Genomic DNA, 7898 nt, shown 5'->3' with positions numbered 1-7898 from the left:
GCGCGGTGCCGCGCAGCGACCGGGTGTCGAGGGTGCCCTCGCCGGTGACCACCAGGCGGGCGCGCCGGTCGTCGCGGTGGCCGGCCGCCGCGCGCTCACCGGCGAGCAGCTCCGCAAGGCGCGGATCCAGGCCGCGTACGCGCTGGCCGACATCGAGCCGGACGAGGAGCGCCGCGTCCGCCGGGCCGGGCCACTGCTGGAGCAGCTGACGGTCGCGATCGCCGACGAGTGGCTTCCGGCCCGCCCGTAGCGTGCAACGTTCCATTTACACAGTGTCGTCGAAGCGGTCGATGGCTTTACACACTGCTCATAGTCGGAGGCGTGCTCCGGCCCGCACGCTGGGAACGTAGGTCCTGGTCAGCGTCGACGGAGGAACCCCCGGTGAAGATCGGTGTGCCGCGAGAGATCAAGAACCACGAGTACCGGGTGGCGATCACGCCCGCGGGCGTGCACGAGCTGACCCGGCACGACCACGAGGTCTTCGTCGAGCGCGGCGCCGGGCTCGGCTCGGCGATCCCGGACGAGGACTACGTCGCCGCCGGCGCCAAGATCCTCGACGGCCCGGACGGGGTGTGGGCCGAGGGCGACCTGATCCTCAAGGTCAAGGAGCCGGTCGCGCCCGAGTACCACCGGATGCGCGCCGGCCAGGTCCTGTTCACCTACCTGCACCTCGCCGCGTCCCGCGAGTGCACCGACGCGCTGCTGGCGGCCGGCGTCACCGCGATCGCCTACGAGACCGTCCAGCTGCCGGACCGCTCGCTGCCGCTGCTCGCGCCCATGTCGGAGGTCGCCGGGCGGCTCGCGCCGCAGGTCGGCGCCTACAACCTGATGGCGTCCAACGGCGGGCGCGGCGTGCTGCCGGGCGGAGTGCCCGGCGTGGCCCCGGCCAAGGTCGTCGTCATCGGCGGCGGCGTGTCCGGGCTCAACGCCGCGCAGATCGCCGTCGGGATGGGCGCGGACGTGACCGTCCTGGACGTGAACGTCGACCGGCTCCGCCACATCGACGCCATCTACCAGGGCCGGCTGCGGACGCTCGCATCCAGCGCCTACACGGTCGAGCAGGAGGCCCGCGCCGCCGACCTCGTCATCGGCGCCGTGCTGATCCCCGGCGCCCGCGCGCCCAAGCTGATCTCCAACGACCTCGTCGCGGGCATGAAGGCCGGCTCTGTCCTGGTGGACATCGCCATCGACCAGGGCGGCTGTTTCGAGGACTCCCGCCCCACCACGCACGCCGACCCGACCTACGCGGTGCACAGCTCGACGTTCTACTGCGTGGCGAACATGCCCGGCTCCGTCCCGAACACCTCCACCTACGCCCTCACCGGCGTCACGCTCCCGTACGCCGTCCAGATCGCCGACCGGGGCTGGCACGGCGCCCTCCGGTCGAACGGCGCCCTGGCCCGCGGCCTCAACACGCACGCCGGCGCCCTCGTCTACGACCACGTCGCCGAGGCCCACGGCCTCCCCTACACGCCCCTCGCCTCGATCCTCGACTGACGGGTCTCCCCCTCGTCCTCCCCCATCACGGGGGTTCCGGACGGGTATCCCGCCGGGTAGACACTTCCCCATGGGTGAGCTGATCTTGGTGCGGCACGGGGAGACCGAGTGGAGCCGGTCGCGCCGGCACACGGGGCTGACGGACGTGCCGCTGACCCCGCACGGCGAGGAGCAGGCGCGGGCGCTGCGCGGAGCGCTGAAGGACCGGAGCATCGTGCGGACGCTCGTCAGCCCGGCACAGCGGGCGCGGCGGACCGCCGAACTGGCCGGGCTTCCTGTGGACGAAACCGACCCCGATCTGTGGGAGTGGGACTACGGCGGCTACGAGGGAATCAGCACGGCCGAGATCCGGAAGGACCGGCCCGGCTGGTTCCTGTGGGACGACGGCGTGATCCCCGGTGACGCCGACCACCCGGGCGAGACCGTCGAACGGGTCGGCGCGCGGGCCGACGCGGTGCTGGCGCGGGTGGGGCCGCTCCTCGCGGACGGCGACGTCGCCCTCGTCGCACACGGCCACTACCTGCGGGTGCTGACGGCGCGGTGGCTCGGCCTGGAGCCGGCGCTCGGCCGGCTGTTCGCGCTCGCCACCGGGACCCTGTCGGCGCTCGGCACCGAGCACGACCGGCCGGTCATCAGCGCCTGGAACGTCCCGGCTCCCTAGCTTGAGCCACCGCATAAGGTACCTGTTGGGGGATGTCCCCCAGGGGTACCCGGGCGTGCGCCCTCGGAAGGATTGCGGAGGACGGTAATGGCGACCAGCGAGACCCCAACCCGCGGGTACACCGCCACCAAGGACCAGCTGCAGACCCGGCTGGCCCGGATCGAGGGCCAGGTGCGCGGCATCGACCGGATGGTCGAGGACGACCGCTACTGCATCGACATCCTCACCCAGATCAGCGCCGTCCAGGCGGCCCTGGACAAGGTGGCGCTCGGCCTGCTGGACGGGCACGTCCGGCACTGCGTCGCGGAGGGCGCCGAGGAGGGCAAGGGCGACGCGATGTCCACCGAGCTGATGGCCGCCGTCGGCCGCCTCATGCGCCGCGGCTGATCACAGGTCCGGGCCGGCTCCGGGGCAGCCCGGCCCGTCCGGCGCGGGCGGGCCGCCGCGCTCCATGTTCTCGGCCAGCATGCGCCAGCCGTGCAGGAAATGCCGCCGCTCGACCGGGGTGAGCGCCTCCAGCGTGGTCCGCAGCGGGCGCAGCCGGCGCCAGGCGAACCGCTCGATCGTCTCGCGGTGCGCCTCGGCCAGGCTGACGATCATGCGGCGGCGGTCCCGCTCGTCCGGCCGCCGCTCGACGAAGCCGCCGCGCTGCAGCTCGCCGAGCAGCTGGCTGACCGTGGCGGGGCTGAGCGCCATGTGCCGCGCGAGGACGCCCACCGGCGCCGGGCCGTGCAGGACGAGCTGCATCAGCGCGGGCACGTGCCGGGGGCCGAGCCCGGCGTCCTTCACCCGGCGGATCAGGTCCTCCGCCTCGGCGTGCCCGCCCTTCATCCCGCGCACCGTCCGGCCCATGAGCTGGACCATCGTCTCCATGTCGGCGTCGACCGACGCGTCGGCGGCGAATCGATCCTCGGACATACCTTGAAGTTCAACATATTTCGTGATGAACTGCAAAACATTGAACTTCAAGATGTTTCATGTCTTGACCGACGGGGACTCGGGGCTACCGGGACTTCAGGCAAGGGGGACGACCATGGCCGAAAGCCCGTCCACCAAGACGGCGCCGCCGGGCGGCGCCGGCGGCGGCGACCGGCTCGACCGGCAGACGATCGTGCTCGGCCTCGTGATCGTGGCCGGCACCGTGATGGCGATCCTGGACACCACGATCGTCAACGTCGCGCTGGAGACGCTCGGCCGCGACTTCTCCACCGACCTGTCCACGATCCAGTGGGTCATCACCGGCTACCTGCTGGCCATGGGCAGCGTCATCCCGCTCACCGGCTGGGCCGTCGACCGGTTCGGCGGCCGGGCCGTGTGGCTGACGTCGATCGTGCTGTTCGTGGCCGGGTCGGTGCTGTCCGGCGCGGCGTGGAACATCGGGTCGCTGATCGTCTTCCGGGTGGTGCAGGGGCTCGGCGGCGGGATGCTGATGCCGACCGGCATGGCGATCCTGACGATGGCGGCCGGGCCGCGCCGGCTCGGCCGGATCATGAGCATCGTCGGCGTCCCGATGCTGCTCGGCCCCGTCCTCGGCCCGGTGCTCGGCGGCTGGCTGGTCGAGGACGTCGACTGGCGCTGGATCTTCTTCGTGAACGTCCCGGTCGGCGTGCTGGCCTTCGCGCTGGCCTGGTGGAAGGTGCCGCGCGGCCGGGCCGAGGGCGGCGCGGCGGCGCTCGACCTGCGCGGGCTGTTCCTGCTGCCGCCCGGGTTCGCGCTGCTGATCTACGGGCTGTCCACCGCGAGCAGCGAGGGCGGCTTCGGGAACGCCACCACGATCGGCTGGCTGATCGCGGGCGCCGCCCTGGTGGCCCTGTTCGTGCTGCACAGCCTGCGCCGCCGCGAACGCGCCCTGATCGACGTGCGGCTGTTCACCGACCGGACGTTCGCGACCGCGTCGGTCGCGGTGTTCCTCGTCGGCATCGCGCTGATGGGCTCGATGCTGCTGATCCCGCTCTTCTACCAGACCGCGCGCGGCGAGGGCGCGTTCGCCGCGGGCCTGCTGCTGGCCCCGCAGGGCATCGGCGCGGCGCTCGCGATGCCGGTGGCCGGGGTGATCACCGACCGGTTCGGGGCCGGGCGCATCGTGCCGTTCGGCATCGTGCTGCTGGTGCTCGGCACCGTCCCGTTCGCGCTGGTGGAGGCGGACACGTCCTACTGGCTGCTCGGCGGCGCGCTCGTCGTGCGGGGCATCGGGCTCGGCTGCACGATGATGCCGACCATGTCGGCCGCGCTCACCACGCTGCGCCGCGAGGCGGTGTCGCGGGCCACCAGCTCGCTCAACATCATCATGCAGCTCGGCGGGTCGGTCGGCACGGCGCTGCTGGCCGTCATCCTGGCCCGCGAGATCAGCGACCGGATCCCGCAGGCGGCCGGCGGGGGCGCCGCGGGCGGCGTCGGCTCGATCCCGGAGCAGGTGCGGCAGCAGATCGCGCCGAAGCTGGCGGACGCGTTCGGCAGCACGTTCTGGATCGCGCTGATCCTCACCGCGGTACTGATCGTCCCGGCGCTGCTGCTGCCGCGGCACGGCGCGCAGCACGACGAGAACGCGGACGCGCCGCCGCCGATGGGGTGATCCCCGGACCGGTCAGGACGCGATCGACCAGGTGGCCAGGCCCGTCTCGTGCTCGCGCGTGAGGCGCCTGGCCCGCTGGGCGTCCGGCGAGTACCGGTACCGCTCCGGGACGGCGAGCGAGGTGCGGTACAGGCCCTTCAGCGTCAGCGTCGCCGCCAGGTCGGACGTCGGCAGCCCCGGCAGCCCGTACATGCGGCGCGCCCAGCGCGGCAGCGTCGCGACGGTCAGCGTCCCGACGGCGGGCGCGGCGAGCTTCAGCGGCAGCAGGTGGCGCGGGACGGCCGGGCTGAACATGCGGCGCAGCCCCTCGCGCGCCTCCCGGCACGCGTAGATCCGGCGCCGCATCCCGTCGTAGTAGTCCTTCATCTCGGCGACCGTCGCGGGCACGTCCGCCGGGTCGAGCCCGACGACCTCGGCGGCGCGGCGCTGCTCGTCCACGAACGTGTCGGCGTCCTCGGCGGTCAGCGGGACGCCGGCGCGGCGCGCCACGTCCAGGTAGGAGTCGACCTCGCCCAGATGGACCCAGAGCAGGTTCTCCGGATCGTCGATCGGGAACGTCTCGCCGGTGCGCATGTCGAGGCCGGTGAGTTTCGCGTGCAGCCGGCGGACGCGGCGGCCCACCCGCTCGACGTCCTCCTCCGTCCCGTAGGTGCGGACGCGGACGAACTCGACCGTCCGGGTCAGCCGCGCCCACGCGGCGGCGGGGTCCATCAGCTCGGAGTTCTGCGCGGTGCCCCACATCGAGCGCGGATGGAGGGCCTGCAGCAGCAGCGCCCGGATCCCGCCGACCATCAGCACGGGCTCGCCCATGACCCGCCAGGTCACCGAGCCGGGCCCGAACAGCCCGTGGTCCGCTCCCACCTCGCTCAGCTCGCGCACATCGACCGCCTTTCGTCCGCCGTGACCGGGCAGAATACGTCCGGCCAGGGTAAACAAGAACTTACCCTGCCATGACGCACATCACACGGCCAAGGGGCCGGCCGCCGGTCGTCAGTCGCCGGCCGTCAGTCGTCGGCGGGATCCGCCACCGCGTCGTCGCGTTCGCCGGGCTCGGTCTGCTCGGTGATCCAGGCGAGGTAGTCCATGCTGCCCGCCACCACCGGGGTCGCGATGATCTCCGGGGTGTCGTAGGAGTGCACCTCGGTGATCAGCGAGGCCAGCTCGTCGAACCGGTCGGCGGAGGTCTTGAAGAGCACCATCCACTCCTCCGCCGACTCGATCTCGCCCTCCCACCAGTAGGTGCTGGCGATCGGCCCGACCAGCTGGGCACAGGCCGCGAGCCGCTCGGCGACCGCCGAGCGCGCCAGCTCGGCGGCCTCCGCGCGGGAGTCGGTCGTCGTCGTCACCTGCACGTAAGAGTGGGCCATGGGGCGACTCCTTCCCGCTCACCGTCCGCGCACGCCGGCACCGGGGCGATCACCGGGCCGATCACCGGGCCGGCCGGACGACCAGCGCGCTGCCGCCGCCCCTCCGGGTCGGCTCCGCGACCGCCTGGACGAGGCCGGGCCGCAGGAACTCCAGCCCCGTCGCGGCGCCGATCACGCCCGTGGGCGGGCCGGGGAAGAGCTCCAGCCGGTGCCCGCGCGCGGCCAGGTCGCGGCCGTACCGGTCGAGGAACGCCTGCTCGGCGTAGACCTGCGGGGTGTTGCGCTGCGTCGCGCGCGGCGCGTCGAGCGCGGCGGGCAGGTCCATGCCGAGGTCGATGCGGTTCATCAGGATCTGCAGCACGGTCGTGATGATCGTCGACCCGCCGGGGGTGCCGAGCGCGAGCTTCGGGCGGCCGTCCTTCAGCACGAGCGTCGGGGACATGCTGCTGCGCGGGCGCTTGTGCGGGCCGGGCAGGTTCGGGTCGGGCGCCTGGCCGGGCGCGGGCGGCTGGAAGGAGAAGTCGGTCAGCTCGTTGTTCAGCAGGAAGCCGCGGCCTGGGACGGTGATGCCGCTGCCGCCGAACTGCTCGATCGACACCGTGTAGGAGACGACGTTCCCCCACTTGTCGGCGACGACGAGGTGGGTGGTCTGCGGGCCCTCGAACGCCAGCGCGCGGGTCTGCGTGCCCGGCGGGACGCACGGCTCGTAGGCCCCGTCGGGCGAGCCGGGCGCGACGGGCGCGGGGGCGGCGCGGTCCGGCTTGATCAGGCAGGCGCGCTCCCGGGCGAACCCGGCCGACAGCAGCTCGTCCAGCGGCACGTCCACCTTGTCGGCGTCGCCGAGGTAGCGGCCGCGGTCGGCGTAGGCGAGCTTGGACGCCTCCAGGTAGTAGTGCAGGGCCGTGACCGGGTCGCGGGCGTCGAGGCGGAAGTTGGCGAGGATGTTGAGCGCCTCCCCCACCGTGGCGCCGCCGGACGACGACGGCGGCATCCCGTACACGTCCATTCCCCGGTAGGGGACGTGCGTGGGCTTGCGCACCACCGCCCGGTAGGCGGCGAGGTCACCGCGCTCCATCAGGCCGGGACGGACGTTCCGGGTGGCATCCGGGTCCACCGGCGGCGCGGCGACCGTCCGGGCGATCTCCCTGCCGAGGCCACCTTCGTAGAACCAGTCGATGCCGCGTCTCGCCAGGTGCCGGTAGGTATCGGCGAGGTCAGGGTTGCGGAACACCGAGCCGACCTCGGGCACCTTCCCGTCCGGCAGGAACAGCTCCCGGGTGGGGACGATGTCGCGGAAGCGGGCCTCGTTCACCGCGGTCTGGTCGTGGAACTCCTGGTCGACGACGAACCCCCGGTCGGCGATCCTGATCGCGGGCCGCAGCAGGCTGCCGAGGTCGCGGGTGCCGAAGCGGCGCAGCGCGAGGTCCCACTGCGCGAGGGTGCCGGGCACGCCGACGCCGAGGCCGCTGGTGACGGCCTGGTCGAACGGGAGCGGCTTGCCCGTCGCCGGGTCGATGAACGAGTCCCGCTTCATGCGCTTCGGCGCGAACTCTCGGCCGTCGAGGGCGTAGACGCGGCGCTTCTTCGCGTCGTAGTAGGTGATGTAGCCGCCACCGCCGATCGCGGACACGTACGGCTCGGTGACGCCGAGCGTGGCGCCGGCGGCGACGGCCGCGTCCATCGCGTTGCCGCCGTGCTTGAGGACGTCCAGGGCCGTCCGGCTGGCGTCCAGGTCGACCGTCGACACGGCGCCGCCGAAGCCGGTCGCGACCGGCCTCGGCCCGTCCCTTATACACCTCCT

At 73.1% G+C, this 7898-nt stretch carries 8 protein-coding genes and 1 pseudogene; 5 read left to right on the top strand and 4 right to left on the bottom strand.

What is annotated here, in order from left to right; translation table 11 throughout:
• From HUX53_RS06815 to HUX53_RS06800, 4 genes and pseudogenes are all read left to right on the top strand, one after another.
• Positions 1-250: pseudogene (locus HUX53_RS06815) on the top strand (hypothetical protein); the annotation flags it as partial.
• A 131-nt stretch (positions 251-381) separates the two neighbouring features.
• Entirely contained in the window at positions 382-1497 is a 1116-nt protein-coding gene (gene ald / locus HUX53_RS06810) for an alanine dehydrogenase (protein ID WP_176402307.1), read from the top strand.
• A 70-nt stretch (positions 1498-1567) separates the two neighbouring features.
• A complete protein-coding gene (locus HUX53_RS06805) occupies positions 1568-2158 on the top strand; it encodes a histidine phosphatase family protein (protein WP_176402306.1) in 591 nt (196 codons plus the stop codon).
• Between the two features lie 87 nt (positions 2159-2245).
• Positions 2246-2545, top strand: coding sequence for a metal-sensitive transcriptional regulator (locus HUX53_RS06800; RefSeq protein ID WP_067631628.1), 300 nt, complete (start codon positions 2246-2248; stop codon positions 2543-2545).
• On the opposite strand, the gene HUX53_RS06795 is transcribed toward HUX53_RS06800, so the two are convergent.
• Positions 2546-3076 (bottom strand): MarR family winged helix-turn-helix transcriptional regulator, encoded by a 531-nt coding sequence (locus HUX53_RS06795; RefSeq protein ID WP_255205002.1) that lies wholly within the window; start codon positions 3074-3076, stop codon positions 2546-2548.
• A 115-nt stretch (positions 3077-3191) separates the two neighbouring features.
• Here HUX53_RS06795 and HUX53_RS06790 point away from each other — a divergent pair, with 115 nt between their 5' ends.
• Positions 3192-4730, top strand: coding sequence for a DHA2 family efflux MFS transporter permease subunit (locus HUX53_RS06790; protein ID WP_176402305.1), 1539 nt, complete (start codon positions 3192-3194; stop codon positions 4728-4730).
• Between the two features lie 12 nt (positions 4731-4742).
• On the opposite strand, the gene HUX53_RS06785 is transcribed toward HUX53_RS06790, so the two are convergent.
• The 3 genes from HUX53_RS06785 to ggt all read right to left on the bottom strand — a co-directional run bounded on the left by HUX53_RS06785 (position 4743) and on the right by ggt (position 7889).
• Positions 4743-5609: an oxygenase MpaB family protein gene (locus tag HUX53_RS06785; protein ID WP_309237088.1), complete on the bottom strand. Its 867-nt coding sequence runs from the start codon at positions 5607-5609 to the stop codon at positions 4743-4745.
• A 125-nt stretch (positions 5610-5734) separates the two neighbouring features.
• Positions 5735-6097, bottom strand: a complete 363-nt coding sequence (cutA, locus tag HUX53_RS06780; protein ID WP_176402304.1) for a divalent-cation tolerance protein CutA — start codon at positions 6095-6097, stop codon at positions 5735-5737.
• A gap of 61 nt (positions 6098-6158) precedes the next feature.
• Positions 6159-7889, bottom strand: coding sequence for a gamma-glutamyltransferase (gene ggt, locus HUX53_RS06775; RefSeq protein WP_176402308.1), 1731 nt, complete (start codon positions 7887-7889; stop codon positions 6159-6161).
• Positions 7890-7898: the final 9 nt, after the last annotated feature.

Origin of the sequence: Actinomadura sp. BRA 177, from assembly GCF_013372625.1 — a bacterium.
Lineage (GTDB): Bacteria > Actinomycetota > Actinomycetes > Streptosporangiales > Streptosporangiaceae > Spirillospora.
Note: the sequence above shows the minus strand (reverse complement) of the source record. Positions and strands in the feature narration are given on the sequence as shown.